The 14,254-nt window shown below is 43.6% G+C and carries 12 protein-coding genes and 1 pseudogene; 5 read left to right on the forward strand and 8 right to left on the reverse strand.

The annotated features are described in order from the left end of the window. Nucleotides 1–404: 404 nt before the first annotated feature. A pseudogene (locus CH376_RS04560) lies at nucleotides 405–631 on the reverse strand (glycosyl hydrolase family 5); the annotation flags it as partial. Nucleotides 632–882: 251 nt separating this feature from the next. Between CH376_RS04560 and CH376_RS04565 the strand changes: the two are divergent. Beyond that, nucleotides 883–1,482 carry a DUF2179 domain-containing protein gene (locus CH376_RS04565; RefSeq protein ID WP_100785134.1) on the forward strand — a complete coding sequence of 200 codons (600 nt, stop codon included), beginning with the start codon at nucleotides 883–885 and terminating at the stop codon, nucleotides 1,480–1,482. Nucleotides 1,483–1,501: 19 nt separating this feature from the next. Here the strand turns inward: CH376_RS04565 and CH376_RS04570 are convergent, their stop codons facing one another. Both CH376_RS04570 and CH376_RS04575 read right to left on the reverse strand, forming a co-directional pair. Continuing rightward, on the reverse strand, nucleotides 1,502–2,032 hold the full coding sequence (locus CH376_RS04570; protein ID WP_100785133.1) for an SET domain-containing protein: 531 nt from the start codon (nucleotides 2,030–2,032) through the stop codon (nucleotides 1,502–1,504). A gap of 164 nt (nucleotides 2,033–2,196) precedes the next feature. After that, the gene (locus tag CH376_RS04575; RefSeq protein WP_100785132.1) at nucleotides 2,197–2,769 is read right to left on the reverse strand and encodes a hypothetical protein; all 573 of its coding nucleotides are present in this window, start codon (nucleotides 2,767–2,769) and stop codon (nucleotides 2,197–2,199) included. Between the two features lie 276 nt (nucleotides 2,770–3,045). On the opposite strand from CH376_RS04575, the gene CH376_RS04585 reads away from it, so the two are divergent. After that, complete coding sequence (locus tag CH376_RS04585; protein WP_100785130.1) at nucleotides 3,046–3,903, forward strand: class I SAM-dependent methyltransferase; 858 nt, start codon at nucleotides 3,046–3,048, stop codon at nucleotides 3,901–3,903. Between the two features lie 208 nt (nucleotides 3,904–4,111). On the opposite strand, the gene CH376_RS04590 is transcribed toward CH376_RS04585, so the two are convergent. Next, nucleotides 4,112–5,368: an NAD(P)-binding protein gene (locus CH376_RS04590; RefSeq protein WP_100785251.1), complete on the reverse strand. Its 1,257-nt coding sequence runs from the start codon at nucleotides 5,366–5,368 to the stop codon at nucleotides 4,112–4,114. Nucleotides 5,369–5,513: 145 nt separating this feature from the next. Here CH376_RS04590 and msrA point away from each other — a divergent pair, with 145 nt between their 5' ends. Next, nucleotides 5,514–6,107 carry a peptide-methionine (S)-S-oxide reductase MsrA gene (gene msrA / locus CH376_RS04595; protein ID WP_100785129.1) on the forward strand — a complete coding sequence of 198 codons (594 nt, stop codon included), beginning with the start codon at nucleotides 5,514–5,516 and terminating at the stop codon, nucleotides 6,105–6,107. A gap of 3 nt (nucleotides 6,108–6,110) precedes the next feature. Here the strand turns inward: msrA and CH376_RS04600 are convergent, their stop codons facing one another. Next, nucleotides 6,111–8,393 (reverse strand): PAS domain-containing sensor histidine kinase, encoded by a 2,283-nt coding sequence (locus CH376_RS04600; RefSeq protein WP_276328258.1) that lies wholly within the window; start codon nucleotides 8,391–8,393, stop codon nucleotides 6,111–6,113. Nucleotides 8,394–8,601: 208 nt separating this feature from the next. Further along, the gene (locus CH376_RS04605; RefSeq protein ID WP_165781727.1) at nucleotides 8,602–9,294 is read right to left on the reverse strand and encodes a PAS domain-containing protein; all 693 of its coding nucleotides are present in this window, start codon (nucleotides 9,292–9,294) and stop codon (nucleotides 8,602–8,604) included. Nucleotides 9,295–9,477: 183 nt separating this feature from the next. On the opposite strand from CH376_RS04605, the gene CH376_RS04610 reads away from it, so the two are divergent. Both CH376_RS04610 and CH376_RS04615 read left to right on the forward strand, forming a co-directional pair. Next, a complete protein-coding gene (locus CH376_RS04610) occupies nucleotides 9,478–10,797 on the forward strand; it encodes a response regulator (RefSeq protein ID WP_100785126.1) in 1,320 nt (439 codons plus the stop codon). A gap of 291 nt (nucleotides 10,798–11,088) precedes the next feature. Beyond that, nucleotides 11,089–11,709 (forward strand): glutathione S-transferase family protein, encoded by a 621-nt coding sequence (locus tag CH376_RS04615; RefSeq protein WP_100785125.1) that lies wholly within the window; start codon nucleotides 11,089–11,091, stop codon nucleotides 11,707–11,709. Between the two features lie 95 nt (nucleotides 11,710–11,804). On the opposite strand, the gene CH376_RS04620 is transcribed toward CH376_RS04615, so the two are convergent. Next, nucleotides 11,805–14,039 carry a heavy metal translocating P-type ATPase gene (locus tag CH376_RS04620; protein WP_100785124.1) on the reverse strand — a complete coding sequence of 745 codons (2,235 nt, stop codon included), beginning with the start codon at nucleotides 14,037–14,039 and terminating at the stop codon, nucleotides 11,805–11,807. Beyond that, nucleotides 14,036–14,245: a heavy-metal-associated domain-containing protein gene (locus tag CH376_RS04625; protein WP_100785123.1), complete on the reverse strand. Its 210-nt coding sequence runs from the start codon at nucleotides 14,243–14,245 to the stop codon at nucleotides 14,036–14,038. The genes CH376_RS04620 and CH376_RS04625 overlap by 4 nt, the downstream gene beginning before the upstream one ends. Between the last annotated feature and the right edge of the window lie 9 nt (nucleotides 14,246–14,254).

Raw genomic sequence — 14,254 nt, forward strand, 5'->3', positions numbered from 1 at the left:
ATTCAAATTTGCGTTCTTCATTCGATGAATCCGCTCAGACAATCTAAAAAGCTTCAATAAGAATCCTGTCCCACCGAATTAATCGCTTCCTTCTTTAAATTCCAATCGGCTTCGAAACGCTCGATCCCTCGCTCAAAATCCGATTTGTTCAGTTTAAGTCGGCATTTAAGACCTGCTCGATACGCAAACGTTACGTCTAAGCCGTATTCGAAACTCCTTCCTCCGAAGTCGCTTTAAAAAATCCAAAAAACCGATTCTACAACCTTGATACATTCCGTTTTTTTAATATTCTTTCCGAAACACGGGCAAGGGATTCAATCCCATTCGTTGTTTTTTTGGTCGCCGGATTCCGTCGTAGATCGCCTTTCCCGTCAGATAAACCCGACTTTTCTTTTCCACAATAATTCTTTGATCGAGATCGGCTTGGAAGTGCTTTCGTTCATATATTCGAAATGATTGTCGCAGTAATAATCCCAGTGCCGCTGAGTTCCCGAAATCAAAAGGGAATAAAAGTCCGCATAACGCGTCTTAGCTGTTTTATCCAGGTCCGAGATCTTCATCGCTTGATAGACGGCGGAGATCATTCTAGGAGTGTCCTTCGCCCCGGTCCGTTCAACCACATTCCGAATTCTAAGCCGTTTATCAAACCGAGAGTCGTTCGATTTTCGGGTTTTTATTTTTTCAAAATTTCTCTTTGTTTTCCGCGAATTCTTACCGAAAGAATCCTTATTTTTTCAAAACGAAAATTCATACTCTTCTTAGGGTAGTAATGAACTTTCGATTCGCGACGAAAAAAAGATTTCATTCTTAAGTTGAAACGATTCACTCCGTAAATTTATTTCTCCTCGACTTCTCGGATTTACCGGACAATCCTTGTTCCGTATGGAACTAAGCTTCCCTTCCCCCGGAAATCCGATCTTTGATTACGTCCTTCTTCCTTGTTTTATTTTTCTTTCCAGAGTCACCGACGTTTCGATCGGAACGATCCGTGTCATTCTTCTCACTCGCGAGAAAAAAGCGATCGCGGCCTCTCTCGGTTTTTTAGAAGTCCTTCTCTGGGTCATCGTTATCACGCAAGTCATCAAAAATCTGAACAACGCGTTCTGTTATCTCGCTTACGCCGGAGGTTTTGCGACCGGAACTTATATCGGAATGATCTTGGAAGAAAAATTAGCCATCGGATTTTCCCTTCTTCGCATCATATCTCCTCGAAACGGAGGAGCAATCGCTGCCAGACTTTCGGAAGCGGGTTATCGTGTCACGACCATGGATGGACAAGGAAGCAGAGGACCGGTCAAGATCGTCTTTACCGTGCTGAGAAGAAAAAGGATCCGCCAAGCGATGGCGATCGTAAAAGAAGTGGAACCCGACGTCTTCTATTCGATAGAAAACGCAAGGAGCACAAACACTGCTGTTTCGGAAGATTCTCCAGGACTTCTCAGAAGAGGAATCCTGGAGCGTATCTTAAAAGTCAGAAAATAAATTTTCGGTTTCGGTCGTTCTACACTGGAATTTTAACGTATAACTTTTTGATTTCTTTTTGGATGAATTTCGGAAAGTGCATCTGATACTCGCTGATCAGCAGTTTCCAATCGTCTTTTCTGATGAACTTTCTGCAGTTTGCCGATCCGCAGCCGCACTCGAAGGTTTGGTCGAAGTTTACCACGAAATTCGCGTAATCGATCGTAAGCTCCTCTCCGGCGAGGATTTCCCTCTTGGCGACGATGTTATCGTCCTCGTCATACCACATATTCGGATCACAGGAGTGATTCATGAAGTTGGAATGATTGATTACGTATTCGCCGCTGGTAGGTCCGGTAACTAATCCGAAATCCACGTCGTATCCGTATTTCATGAAGACTTCCTTTTCGGAATCGGGAAGAGACTCGGCTTCTTCCACCGTCAGAACTTTCCACCCGAACTCTTCATCCTCGATCCACTCGCTGTAGCTGAACAGCAGAGTTCCTTTGGGGATGGTCTTCGTCGCGAAGGTTCCGTTCTCCCCGAATTTGTTGATTCGTTTCTCGATCATGCAGAAGATCCCTGCGTTTATTGCCTAAGGCAAAATTTTTATCTATCAAGAATGGGATAAAAAAAACTTCAATTAAAATACTGAAATCGAGTAATATTTAATGCAAGTTCCTCTCAACGCTCCCGGTCCGGCTCTTATTCTCTTCCAAGTAGTAAATAAATTTCTTAAGAACGATTTTCAAGTAAACCGGAAGGAATCCAGGGTTCCAGATAGGTCTCACCTTCTTCTTCCGGCAGATCCTTCCTAAGAATTTTAAAATTAGATCCGGAAATCTCTAAAACGAGAGAAGACTTGTGAAAGAGCCAATTCCTATTCCCCGATCTTTCCAGTCCCAATTGCGTTTTCCCGGTCTCTAAAAAACAAACTGCGGAGAAGCGACTTCCGATTTTATCCTGAAGAAGTCGGATCTGCTCCTCGAAGTCTCTGCCTCCTTCGTCCTTTGAAAGAGAACCGAAGTCCACAAAGACCGGAAGAATTTTTTCTCCCTTGGGAATACTGTCCGAAAGAAGAAAGGACGCGGACTTTAAAACGGACTCCGAGTAAAAGAAAACGGGAACGGAAGAAAAATTCTTTTGTTTGGATGCGATTTTTGCGAGTCGATGAAGTCTTTCCAGACTTAGAGAACCTTCCGGAAAGACGAGGACGGGATAAACTTTCTTGCGATTGAGTTTCTTTTTCCAGCGAAACAACAAATCGGTTTTTGCTTGCGTCGGATCTAAAAGCGTTAATAAAAGCATGGTTCACTCTTGAGTTGTTAACTTTGAATTCTTCTCGATCAAAAATCAAAAAAGAAGAATCGAAAGTTAAACCGAAGTTCAAACGGACTCTTCCGAAACAAAAGGTCCTAACATACTTATCGGGCGAACTAAATATATGTATAGCATTTTATCAAATGAAATCTAAATTCATCCACCTTCGGATCCGAGCCGAAAAACTCTTCTTTCGTATTTTGACGCCGTTTGCCAATTTGAGCGTTTTTACAAAAGTCTCGGTTACGGGAAAAATTTTCTAAGATGGCTTCGGTAAAACGCACCGGGCCTGAAGAAGCTCCGGACACTCTGACTCATCTTTATCTCAATCCTAAAAATTCTTCTTGGGCGAATTTCGGATTTTGGAAAGACACGGGAGACTATCCGACCGCTTGCAGAACGTTAGCCTCGCTCTTGGGAAAGAAGGCCGACTTAAAACCGGAGCAGGAAGTTCTGGATCTCGGGTTCGGTTGTGGGGATCAGTTTTTTATCTGGAAGGAAGAATTCTTCCTTCCGTTTTCTCATCTCACCGGGATCAATCCTTCCGCCGTTCAGGTTGAATTTGCAAAAAATCTGTTAAACGAAAAGAAGGAAATCCCTCCGAAGCTGATCTGTGCTCCTTTGGAAGATACGATGTCTTCGTTTCCGAAAGACAGCTTTGATAGAATTTTGTGTCTCGACAGCGCTTACTTTTTTCCGGATCGAGTCCGATTTTGCGAGGAGGCGTTCCGGGTTCTCAAACCGAAAGGACGTTTGGTTTCGGTGGAACTGATTTTGAAGGACGGAAGTTTTGGAATTTTGGATTCCTGGTTTCGAAATTTTGTCTGCAAGCTCAGCGGGATTCCCCTTAAGAACCGAGTGACTCCGAATTCTCTTTTTCAAATTCTCGAAAGAACGGGCTTTGAAACCGAAAACTTTGAATTTTTAGAAGGGAACGTTTTCGGGGGATTTGCAAAATTCTTAAAAGAAAAAACAAAACCGGGGCAGAAAGAAATTCCGAAAAGGATCGCGGCGAAGTATGCAAGTTTTGGAAAATTCTTAGGGGGAGAAAGAATGAAACGGTATTTCCAGTTCGTCCTCTATTCCGCGGAAAAACCTATTTCCGCGCCCACAAATTCTTAAATAAAAACCTGTTATTCGAGCGACAACTCGGCTTGGAAGTCACGCGGCCCTTCGTATATTTTTCCGGGACCTTACTAAAATTCAACTTTTCGCAAGTAAAATTCCCTCACTGGCCCATGTCGGAACTCCGACAAAAGAAGTTCTCCTTTTAGATCTTCTTGACTACCGTTCCGATCTCCGCTTCACGCGCCGGAGTTAAAAAACAGGATTAAGAACGCATCGAGTCGTTGACCCAACGTCTCACGTCCAAAGAAGTGGAGACTCCCGCTTCTAAAAGAGGGATCCCGTATCTTGCATAGGATCCGCAAAACCAGACCTTTCTTCCGGATTGTTCCTGCAGGCCCCTGAGTTCTTCGATGGTCTTTTGATTCTTGAGATCGATCACAGGTCTTTCAAAACGCGAACGGGAAATTAAGGATCCGGCCTTCGGTTCCTCCAAAGGATTCCAAGTCTGAAAGATTTCCTCTCTTCCGATCTCCGGAAGCACCTTGTTCAGACGAATCGTAGCGGAAGGTTTGTCAGTTTCGGGAGAAAGAGTAAAACAAAGCGGGGCCCAGTGTCTTTTTTTATTGGGCATAAAAGAAGAATCCGTATGCATGAGGATTTCCGATTCTTCGTAACGAAAGGACGCGAGAAGTTCCTTTTCGCGGCTCATCTCTTCAGGAAGAAGTCCGATCGCTTGGTTGGCCGGAGTCGCGACGATCACTCGGTCGAATTCTTCTTTTCCCTGGTCGAAGTTTACGAAAACTTTTTTTCCGTTGAGTTCTATCTTTCTCGGATTCGACTTCAAACGTACTTCCTTCGCTCCAACCGAAAGACGAGTTGTGATGTCTCTGGTTCCGTGGCTCGCGGTTAAAAATCTGAGAAATTTCAAACCTTGAGCGTGATAACTGATCACCGCCTCCGCGGGATAATTTTTCGCGCTCTTGAGCGTGCAAGTGTTGATCGTAGCAAACATGGGAACCAAATACTTGTTTTCGAATTCTTTCGAATAACCGAACTTTTCCAAGAATCCCGAAATCGTAAGTTGTTCACCTTTCAGAGTCGACCACTGGGTCGCCGATTCTTTGTAAAATCGAATCGCATCCGAAAAGATTCTTCTGGATTCCCCGTTTTTAAAACAAACCGGAGAAACGAAGGGATAAAAATTTCCTCCGAGTCCGAAGGTCGCAAATTGAAAGTAAGTGCTCCCGTCCCTTTCGCTTAACGAAAAGGAATAATCCACGGGTCTGAATTCGATTCCCGCCTCTTGATACATCTCGATGAGACACGGATAATAATTTTGTTTGAACGCTCTGAAAGGAACGTCGAACCGAAAGATTCTATCCTTGAGAGCCACATCGGTTCCGTGCGCGTCCATTCCGGGAAGCGAATGACGTTCCATAAGAACCACTTCGTGTTCCTTACTCAAATACCAGCAAGCGCTGAGTCCCGCGATTCCGCTTCCTAAGATTGCGATTTTCATATTGTAACTCTTAGAATTAGAATCCGGAAAAGAAAACATAGGAATTTTTTTCCTTCGAAATGAAAAACAAAAAAACCGGTTTCATTTTGTTCTCTCTCTGTAACCGAGCCGTCAAAGTAACGAACTCCGTTCTTAGGAGGGTGGAATGTTCTACTACAAAATTCTTATCGTTTTCCTTCTCTCGATTTTTCTTTCGCCTCTAAACGCAGGACCGAAAACGGAAAAGGCAACGTTTGCGGGCGGTTGCTTCTGGTGTATGGAAGGTCCGTTCGAATCTTTACCGGGCGTGATCTCCGTTATTTCCGGTTATGCGGGAGGGAAAGAAGTCAATCCGACATACGAGGACGTAGGTTATGGAAGAACCGGCCACAGAGAATCGGTTCAGATAGAATACGACCCTTCCAAAATTCGTTACTCCGAACTCTTACGGGTTTTTTGGAAACAGATCAACCCGACCGATAACGGAGGACAATTCGCGGACAGAGGCAATCAATATCGAACCGGAATTTTTTTTCACAACGACGCGCAGAAAAAAGCCGCCGAAGAATCGAAAAAGGAATTGGAGAAGTCCGGTAAGTTTTCGGCTCCGATCGTCGTCGAAATTCTTCCTTTCACTTCCTTTTATCCCGCGGAGGATTATCATCAGAACTACTATAAGACGAATCCCGATCACTATAAATCCTATAGAAAAGGATCCGGAAGAGAAGCCTATTTGGAAAATCTCTGGGGAAAAAAATAAGAATCAAACCGTTCCCGGTTCGGAATCCCGTTTTTGCGTTACGGGCAAAAGAACCGTGCAAATCGTATAACGTTTGTAAGCCGATTGTATATTCAAGAATCCGTTGTGTTCCTTGACGATTCCCTGGCTGATCGGAATTCCGAGCCCCGTTCCGCCCTGTTCTCTTTTTGTAGTAAAAAAGGGATCGTAGATCTGCTTTAAAATATCGGGCGGAATTCCCTGTCCGGAATCTTCGATGGTTAATTTGATATACGGAACCGATTCCAAAACGCAGGACTCGAGGAGTATTATGATTTTCTTATTGAGATTTCTTTCCGGATATTTGACGTTCAGCGCGTCTTTTGAGTTGATAAGAAGATTGATCAGAACCTGCCGTATCAACTGCTCTCTCATCTCGACGAGAGGAAGATCCCGTTCGAACTCCGTTTCCAAAAGAATATAATTTTTATCGAATACGTTTTCCAAAAGTAAAACGGCCGATTCGACCACGCGGACCATGTCCGATTTCCTGAAATGATCGGATTCTTTCCTGGAAAAATCCAAAAGGTTGACCACCACGCTGGAAAGTCGTTTAGCTTCCTCCGAGATGATTCCGGCAAACTTGATATGGGACGGATCGCTCATTTCCAAACTTAGAATTTGAGAATATCCTAATATACACATAAGGGGATTGTTGATCTCATGCGCGACGCTCGCTATCAAAGTGCCGAGCGCCTCGAGTTTCTGAGATTGCCTGAGTTTATTTTCGTAAAAACTCCGTTCTTCTTCCGCTATGATCTCGGCGCTGATATCGATCATTCTTCCGTCGATCTTCTTAAGACGTCCCTCCGAATCGAAATTTCCCACGGCGTAGATTTCCACGTATATTTTCGATCCGTCTTTTTTCTTAAATTGTACGACTTCTCCTTCGATTTTAGAATCTTGAAGAATCATATCCATAAAGAACGATCTCTGGTCCGAGTGAAAGTATAGATCCTTTTCCAAATCCAGACTCAGCAATTCATCTTTGGAATAACCGGTGATATTGGTCATCGCCGGATTTACTTGGATTAATTTTCCGTCATACGAGCTTGAAAAAATTCCTTCGATTGAATTTTCGAAAAGGATTCGATAATTCTCCTCGCTCATCCTTACTTTTTCAAAAGATTCCATCTTTTCGGAAACGTCCCTCAGAAGAGAAACGTAATATAGAATTCTTCCTTTGGCGTCGCGTAACGGATTGATCGTTTGTTCGCAGTAAAACAGAGTTCCGTCTTTTTTCCGATTTGTAATCGTCGTCCGAAACGTATCGCCGTTGGAGATGACCCTCCACATCTCTTCATAGAATTCGGGAGTATGAATTCCGGATTTAAGCATGGAAGGAAATTGTCCGATCGCCTCTTCGGAAAGATATCCGGTGATCGTTTCAAAGGCCGGGTTTACAAAAAGAATCTTCGCATCCAGATTCGTAATCAAAACGGCGTCCCCCGTTTGAGAAGCGACCATGGACAGTTGTTTTAGTTTGTCCTCGTTTTCCTTTTCCTTAGTGATATCGGAGATCGTAACGACGACCCCCATCATACGATCCACTTCCGGATCGAATAACGGAACTGTGGTCACGTGAGTCCAAAGAACTTGAAGATCGGCTTTCACAAACCCCAACACTTCTCTGCGAACGGGGAGTCCAGTACTCAAAGTGTAGTATATGGGGGATTCTTCCATGTGCGTAACGTTTCCGTCCGGATAAATCGTCCTCCACGTCGAACCGTGATACGAATGTCCTACGATGGATTCCGTTTTTAGTCCGAGCATCTTTTCAAAACTCTGATTGGTTCTAAGAATCGTGCCGGTACTATCCACGAATAAAATCCCTTCCTCCACCGCGGACAAAAGTGTGGAATAAAGGATCTCGCCGGATTTGTAACTTTTGGAATTGGTTTGCGATTTGAGAACGTCCTCGGCGGTTAAAACTATGGATTCGATCGCGCCGTTTTCGTTTTTTTCGATTCGGATCTTTTCCTGAACCAGTATACTCCCGTTAGGCGAAGAAAGCAGAAGTTCTCCGTTCCATTCTCCCCGTTCAAACGCCGAAGGAAGCGCTTCCGAGAGGATTTTTTCACGATATTGTTTCGGATGCAGATCTAAGATCGTTTTTTTCAACGCCTCTTCCTCGGAAAGACCTAGAATATCCAATCCGGCTCGATTCAGAAAAAGGATTTCCCCTTTTCCGGAAGCGAAACAAACGAGCATTGAACTATTCTCTAAGAACGAGAAGGCGGCCGACTTAAGATTCAATTTTTCCTTCACTGAAGTATTACTTGTATTGACTTAATAGTTAGGTAGGGATGAAAAAACAAATTCAAAAAGTTGAATCTAAAACATAAAGTATGATTTGAGTTTTGTCGAAGCCCTAAAGTAATGAGACGGGTTAAAAAAAGAAAGGAAACGTTCCGCTAAAAAAATAGAGGAACGTTATATTGCGACGTGAATCGAAAATTAGGAAATTTATTTTTAATCAGCAAAGACGTATCAAAAATACGGTTAACCTTTGCAGTTTGTCTCTTCCTTGACCCGGTTCCGCCAAATCCTTCTCTATCGTCTTGCGATAGATCGCCTTGAGATGATTCTTTAAAGTTCCGGAATGTACTCCCAGCTGTTGAACCAGACTTTCTCTCGTTTGTCCAGCGACCAAAAGTTCGCAGATCTTAGCTTCTTGATAAGTGAGTCCGTATTCTTTTTGAAGTTTTGGAAAGAGGGATTCCTTGGCTTTGACCGCATTTGTCCCGGTTTCGGATGACGGATTCCCCGCGAGAGACGTTAGTTTATCTTGCGGAAGATCCACTTTACAAAGAAAATTGGATATATTTCCCTTCTCATCCCGAAGAGGAGTGATCCTTTCCTTCCAGGAAATCGTTTCTCCCGATCCGTTCTTATTTAGAAAGTTGCCTTCGTATTCCTTGCCGGACAGGATCGTTCTCCAGAAATTTTCATAAAATTCCGAATCGTGATTTCCCGATTGAAAGAATCTTGGATTCTTACCGATCAATTCGTTTCGTTTATAACCGGAAAGTCTCTCAAAAACAGGGTTGATAAACTCTATCCTGCCTTCTTTGTCCGTAATAAACATCGCGTGCGGATATTGATAGAAATAAGAAGTTAAGATTGACGACAAATCTTCATTCTTTATTTGATTTTCCACGATTGACATACATTCCCTCCACATCTCTTGAGTAGCCATTTCGTATTAGCATTTATCAAGAGTGAGAATTTCAGTTTAAAATCTATCTAAGTATGAAACTATATTTATCTTCCGTCAATTCTATCCGTTGGAAGAAACCGAACTCAAGTATTGATAAAAATCAGGAACTTTAATTAGTTAGGTAATAGACAGATGATAAAGACAATCGATATTCGCCAAAATCAATTTAGACAAATCGCTCTTGAACCTTCCATTGCCTTGAGGGATCCGATTCTTATCTTAGAAGACGCCGAGGAAATCAGGGCTCTATTACTCCAGATCTGCAAAACTCTCGGCATCGCGGCGGAAGGTTACGCCAACGGAAAACAAGCCCTAGAAGCCGCTCGAGAAAAAGAATACTCCGCCTTCATCGTGGATCTCGAAACTCCGCTCATCAAGGGACAAGATTTCATCCGTGAGATTAAGAGTTTCTTGGACGATCCGATCATACTCGTGCAAACCGGCAACAATCAACCCGATACTATCATCGAAGTAATGAAGCTCGGAGTTTTGGATTATCTGATCAAACCCGTGGACATTCAAGTTTTCGGACATTGTATGAAACGTATCGTCGAGTATACTCAAAAGAAGGCCACTGAAAAAGTACTTCAAGAAGAAACCGAAGCGAGACTCAGAGCGCAGTTGGACTGGATTTTATACAAACAATCCTGGATGTCCGATCTCGAAAAAACGGTGGATATCAGTAAAGTAACTCTGAACAACATCAAGCAGACTTTTTTAAGCGGAGGCGGTTTCGGCGCCATTGTGAGTCTGATCGAAATTCTGGAGACTTCCGCAACGTTCGAAGGACAAAATTGCGTTTTACCGAAAGAGATCGCCGATCTATTATTCGTTAATAACCAAACGGTTCACGATACTCTTAAATGTTTGGAGAAGAGTATGGACATACTCAACCGCGATATCGCGAAAGAAAAAGAGACGATGACCGTTTCGGATCTTTTCGATTTGATCGAGCAGACCGTAGATAACGCAAATCAGAAGATGGAGAATATTCTAAACGAAAAATCTTTGAGTTTATCGTTTCATAAATCCTTAAATTCGAATGCAGTTGAGATCGAAGTGGATCGATCTTCGATACAATTGATATTGGAAGAATTGATCGTCAACGCCGCCAAATATTCGCGAAAGGATTCCAAAATTCTTATCTATGATAAAATTCAAAACGGAATGCTGAATCTCTCCATCAAAAACGAATTCGATTCGAAATCGATTCCAGGCGTTCCGAAAGACAAGGAGATTCTCGTAAAACAACCGTTCTATAGGCTTACCGGATTTGTCTACGAAAGCCTTCCGTTGGAAACTTTTTTTTCGGGACTCGGATTGACGATCGTAGATTTTGTGGCGCGAAAACACTCGGGAACATTCCAAATTTCGAATATTCTAGATCATTCGGTTTCCGAAATCCCGGTTGAAACGGTTTTGGCGTCTTTATCTCTCCCTCTAAAATACTGAACGATTAGGTGAGAATGGGTTGAAACGAGAGAAGAAAAATCTTTTCGATTTTATAGGAAGAAAGATCGAAAATCACGGCGGGATCGAGAAACATCGAAACGAAAATCCCGCCAAGCGCGCGGACGTCTCGATTTTATGCTGAGAAAGTAAAGGATATTGCATACAAAAAGACGTAGAATCTCCTAACGGCTTGAATCAGACATTATACAAAAATACGGACCTATCTTTCATTCGATCTTAGAACAAAGAATTTCAATTTTCAAGATTCTTCGATTGAAAGAGTTTGGTCCTATGACAGATCTAAAGCTCGTTATCGGCGATAAAAAATTCTCATCTTGGTCTTTGCGTCCCTGGATTTTATTGAAGGAAAGTAAAATCCCTTTTACTGAAATATCTCTCATTCTTAACACACCCGAGTTTTTTGAAAAAATAAAACTCTATTCGAACGCAGGAAAGGTTCCCGTTCTTTTGGACGGAGATATCAAAGTTTGGGACACGTTAAGCATCGTTGAATACATAGCGGAAACTTTTCCCGAAAAAAATTTATGGCCGAAGGAAAAGGCCGCAAGGGCTTTTGCAAGATCCATCGTCGCGGAAATGCATTCCGGTTTTGGAGATCTCAGAAAAAATCTTTCTATGAACCTCGCCGAGAAACTGCACGGAAGGACTTTTCCTGAGGAAGCGTGGAAGGATATTAGAAGAATCGAATCCATCTGGAAAGAATGTCTAAACTCTTACAAAGGACCGTTTCTGTTCGGAAAACAATTCGGAATCGCGGACGCGTTTTATGCACCGGTGGTCGGACGATTTCTAACCTACGGAATCGATCTGGATCCGGCTGCAAACTCCTATATCGCCACGATCAGCAGCCTCTATTCTTATAAGGAATGGATGGACGGCGTTCTAAAATAGAAACGGAACACAATTCGATTGAACGTAAGAATCCCGCTTAAACGATTCTCAGGATCCGCTCGCCGCAAACCCTGAGAGTATTCTATTTTTCTAAATTACTTTCTTTGCAATCGAAGCGCGTTAAGAACCACCGAAACGGAACTGAAGGCCATCGCTCCGCCCGCGATCCATGGAGCCAAAAAGCCCGCGGCGGCGAAGGGAATTCCCAGCGCGTTATAGATCAAAGCCCAAAAAAGATTCTGACGGATATTATAAACCGTTCTTCTGCTCATCAAGAACGCGTTCGTAATCGAAGCGAGATCTCCGTTCATGATCACGACGTCCGACGATTCCATCGCAACGTCGGTTCCCGTCCCCATTGCGATACCCAAATTTGCTACCGCCAAAGCGGGAGCGTCGTTGATCCCGTCGCCCGCCATCGCCACGACCTTGCCCGAATCCATGAGTTTTTTGACTTCCTTCGCTTTCCCTTCCGGAAGAATTTCGGCGAGAACATGATCGATTCCGCATATCTCGGCCACTGCGTTAGCCGTTCTTTGATTATCTCCAGTGATCATATAAACTTCCATACCCAACTCTTTTAACCGAGCGATCGAAGCCGGAGTGGAATCTTTGACGGTATCCGCGAGGGAAAAAATTGCACTGTGAATTCCATCGACGCTCAGATGTACGACGGTCGCACCTTCCGCCTCTCTTTGAATCTTCAAATCGGAAAGTGATCGATCAAATTGAATCCCTTTTTCCTTAAAGAGACGATCCGTTCCTAAAAGAATTTCTTTCGAGTTAACGATCGCAAAAACTCCTCCCCCCGGTATCGTTTCGAATTTTTCGGCGATCGGAAGAATCAAATTTTTTAGTTTTGCCGAATCTACGATCGCTTTCGAAAGAGGATGTTCCGAATTTTGTTCCGCAGAACCGGCGAGCAGAAGAAGTTGAGATTCATCGCTCGAGGGAATTACGTCTATCTTTTTGAGAACGGGTTTTCCGTGAGTTAAGGTCCCTGTCTTATCGAAAACCACTGTATTTACTTTATGAGCGATTTCTAATGCTTCCGCCGTGCGGAATAAAATCCCTTGTGTCGCGGCCCGACCGGAACCCGCAAGAATCGAAACCGGAGTCGCCAATCCCAGAGCGCAAGGACAGGCGATAACAAGAACGGCGATCGCTTTTTCCAAGGCGCCCGAAAAAATACCGGGCTCGATCCAAAAAAACCAAAGTGCAAAAGTGAAGGCCGCAATCAAGATCACGATCGGAACGAACACTCCCGAAATACGATCGGCAATCCTTTGAATGGGCGCTCTCGAACCCTGAGCTTCTTGAACCACCCTTACGATACCGGATAAAAGAGTATCCTTTCCTACTTTGGAAGCCCTTAATTTTAGAATTCCGTTTTTGTTAAGCGAACCGCCAAACAACGTATCCCCTACTTTTTTTTCGACCGGAATACTTTCACCGGTTAACATCGATTCGTCGATTGAAGAGCTTCCCTCCTCTACGATTCCGTCAACGGGGACGGTTTCTCCGACTTTCACTAAAAGTAAATCCCCGGCCCTCACCGCGACCAGCGGAATTTCAAGGATCTCGCCTTCACGGATGATGTTCGCAGTTTTCGGCTGAAGTCCAGCTAACGACTGAATCGCTTTTGAAGACTTGCCCTTCGCGATATGTTCTAAGAATTTTCCGAAAAGAATCAGAGTGATTAGAACCGCCGAGGTTTCATAGTAGAGAAAAATTTCCCCGTGGTGATGCTCCTCTAAAGAGATAAACGATTGTTTAACGCTGTAAAAATAGGCGGCGGAAGTTCCAAGTGCGACAAGAACGTCCATATTCGCTCCGCCGTTTTTAAGCGAACGAAAAGCCCCCAAGTAAAAAGAAGAGCCGATCCAAAATTGGACGGGTGTCGCAAGCGCAAACTGCAGCCATGGATTCATTAGGAAATGTAAATATTCCGAAAATTTGTTTTGTCCGAAGTGACCGATCATCGACAAAAGCAAGGGCGTGGAGAAAAGTATCGAAATCAAAAGTCTGAATTTTAATTTTTTAAACTCTTCCTCGTGAGCCTTTTCAGCTTCTCCGTGAATTACGATATCTTCGTGAACAAGCGCTCTATATCCGAGAGAATCCACTTTGTCCAATAAAACTTCCTGTGAAACCGGAGAAGTGAACTCCACTTTCGCAGTCTCCATAGCGAAGTTAACCCTTGCGTCTTTTACGCCCGGAACTTTTTTTAATCCTTTTTCAATCCGAAGCGCGCAATTCGCGCAGGTCATTCCGATCAGATCCAGCGTCAAAGCGGAATCGGAAGGTTCTGTTGTTGTCCGCTCAGTCATTTGATTGCACCCGGAGTATAACCTTCTTCCAAAATGGCCGCTCTTACCTTGGATAGTTCCTCTTCGGTTCCTTCTCCTTGATAAACGACTTCTCTATTCGCCAGACTTGCTTTGGACGAAAGACCGATCTCTTTCAACGCGGATTCGATCGTGTGTTGACAGTGATTGCAGGTCATTCCTTCTACGGTTAATGTGATTTCTTTCATGATTTAGTT

The sequence above is a fragment of the Leptospira adleri genome (assembly GCF_002811985.1).
In the GTDB taxonomy this organism is placed as follows: domain Bacteria; phylum Spirochaetota; class Leptospiria; order Leptospirales; family Leptospiraceae; genus Leptospira; species Leptospira adleri.

Bases quoted from the DNA above. Each gene is read 5' to 3' on its own strand.
- msrA (WP_100785129.1), top strand. From the start codon at position 5,514: ATGTTCTACTACAAAATTCTTATCGTTTTCCTTCTCTCGATTTTTCTT.
- CH376_RS04615 (WP_100785125.1), top strand. From the start codon at position 11,089: ATGACAGATCTAAAGCTCGTTATCGGCGATAAAAAATTCTCATCTTGG.
- CH376_RS04575 (WP_100785132.1), bottom strand. From the start codon at position 2,769: ATGCTTTTATTAACGCTTTTAGATCCGACGCAAGCAAAAACCGATTTG.
- CH376_RS04620 (WP_100785124.1), bottom strand. From the start codon at position 14,039: ATGACTGAGCGGACAACAACAGAACCTTCCGATTCCGCTTTGACGCTG.
- CH376_RS04585 (WP_100785130.1), top strand. From the start codon at position 3,046: ATGGCTTCGGTAAAACGCACCGGGCCTGAAGAAGCTCCGGACACTCTG.
- CH376_RS04570 (WP_100785133.1), bottom strand. From the start codon at position 2,032: ATGATCGAGAAACGAATCAACAAATTCGGGGAGAACGGAACCTTCGCG.
- CH376_RS04590 (WP_100785251.1), bottom strand. From the start codon at position 5,368: ATGAAAATCGCAATCTTAGGAAGCGGAATCGCGGGACTCAGCGCTTGC.
- CH376_RS04605 (WP_165781727.1), bottom strand. From the start codon at position 9,294: ATGTCAATCGTGGAAAATCAAATAAAGAATGAAGATTTGTCGTCAATC.
- CH376_RS04625 (WP_100785123.1), bottom strand. From the start codon at position 14,245: ATGAAAGAAATCACATTAACCGTAGAAGGAATGACCTGCAATCACTGT.
- CH376_RS04610 (WP_100785126.1), top strand. From the start codon at position 9,478: ATGATAAAGACAATCGATATTCGCCAAAATCAATTTAGACAAATCGCT.
- CH376_RS04565 (WP_100785134.1), top strand. From the start codon at position 883: ATGGAACTAAGCTTCCCTTCCCCCGGAAATCCGATCTTTGATTACGTC.